This is a genomic window from Caballeronia sp. INML2 (assembly GCF_023631365.1).
GTDB lineage: Bacteria > Pseudomonadota > Gammaproteobacteria > Burkholderiales > Burkholderiaceae > Caballeronia > Caballeronia turbans.
The window spans coordinates 1-901 of sequence record NZ_JALQDH010000197.1; the positions used below are offsets into that span (position 1 = coordinate 1).

Annotated in this window: 1 protein-coding gene; it reads left to right on the top strand. The window is 60.4% G+C overall.

The features are described 5' to 3' along the window. Window positions 1-864: right-handed parallel beta-helix repeat-containing protein (locus NCT32_RS36955; RefSeq protein ID WP_250491559.1), on the top strand; the 864-nt coding region annotated here is incomplete at its 5' end. Between the last annotated feature and the right edge of the window lie 37 nt (window positions 865-901).

Sequence of the window (901 nt, forward strand, 5' to 3'; positions counted from 1 at the left end):
GGCGACGGGATCACGAACGACCGCGTTGCGCTGCAAGCCGCGATCGACGGGTCAGTCGGACAGATTCTGCTGATCACCGGGCAAAGCCGGATAGACAGCACGGGCCTCACGCTGCGCTCGAACACCCACATACGGTTTGCGCAGGGCGCTTCGATCAAGATGCTCGCTCACAATACTGACTGGTATCAGATGCTGCGCATCTGGGATGTGAGCGACGTGAAAATCGAGTCGCCGTACCTCGACGGCAGCAAGTCGCTTAATGCGGCCACGTCGGGCGAGTGGGGCATGGGCATCTCGATCGCCGGCAGCTCGAACGTCACGATTACCTCGCCGACAACCATCGACTGCTGGGGTGACGGCATATACATCGCCAACAGCTACGTCGCGGACGGCGTGACGAGCAAGTCCGTCACGATAAACAACCATCTCGCGGACGGCTGTCGTCGCCAGGGTGTGACTATCACTTCGGGCGACACCATCACTTTCAACAACCCTATCTGGCAGAACATAGCTGGCACAGCGCCTCAAGCGGGGCTCGACATAGAGCCGAATGACAACTCGGCGGTGTTCCGGGCTATCAGGATCGTCAACCCGAAGACGCTGGACTGCGGGGGGCCGGGCATCCAGGTCGATCTGGGATCGCTCGCGGGACCGGTCGCCAAGACCGTCGATATTCACATCTCGAACCATATCGACAACAGCCAGAACGATGGCCCATTTAGCGTCGGCGGCCTGGAGCCGAGTGGCTACATCGTGACGGGATCGATCACGAGCACAAATCCGGTGTGGAAGGAGAACTGGTACCTGGGTGACTGGATACCGTCAGGCCCGACCATCTCGGTTGTGAACCCGACCATCGGCTAAGTGTGCGACCCGAGAAGTTGCGCCGTCATTCACGCCC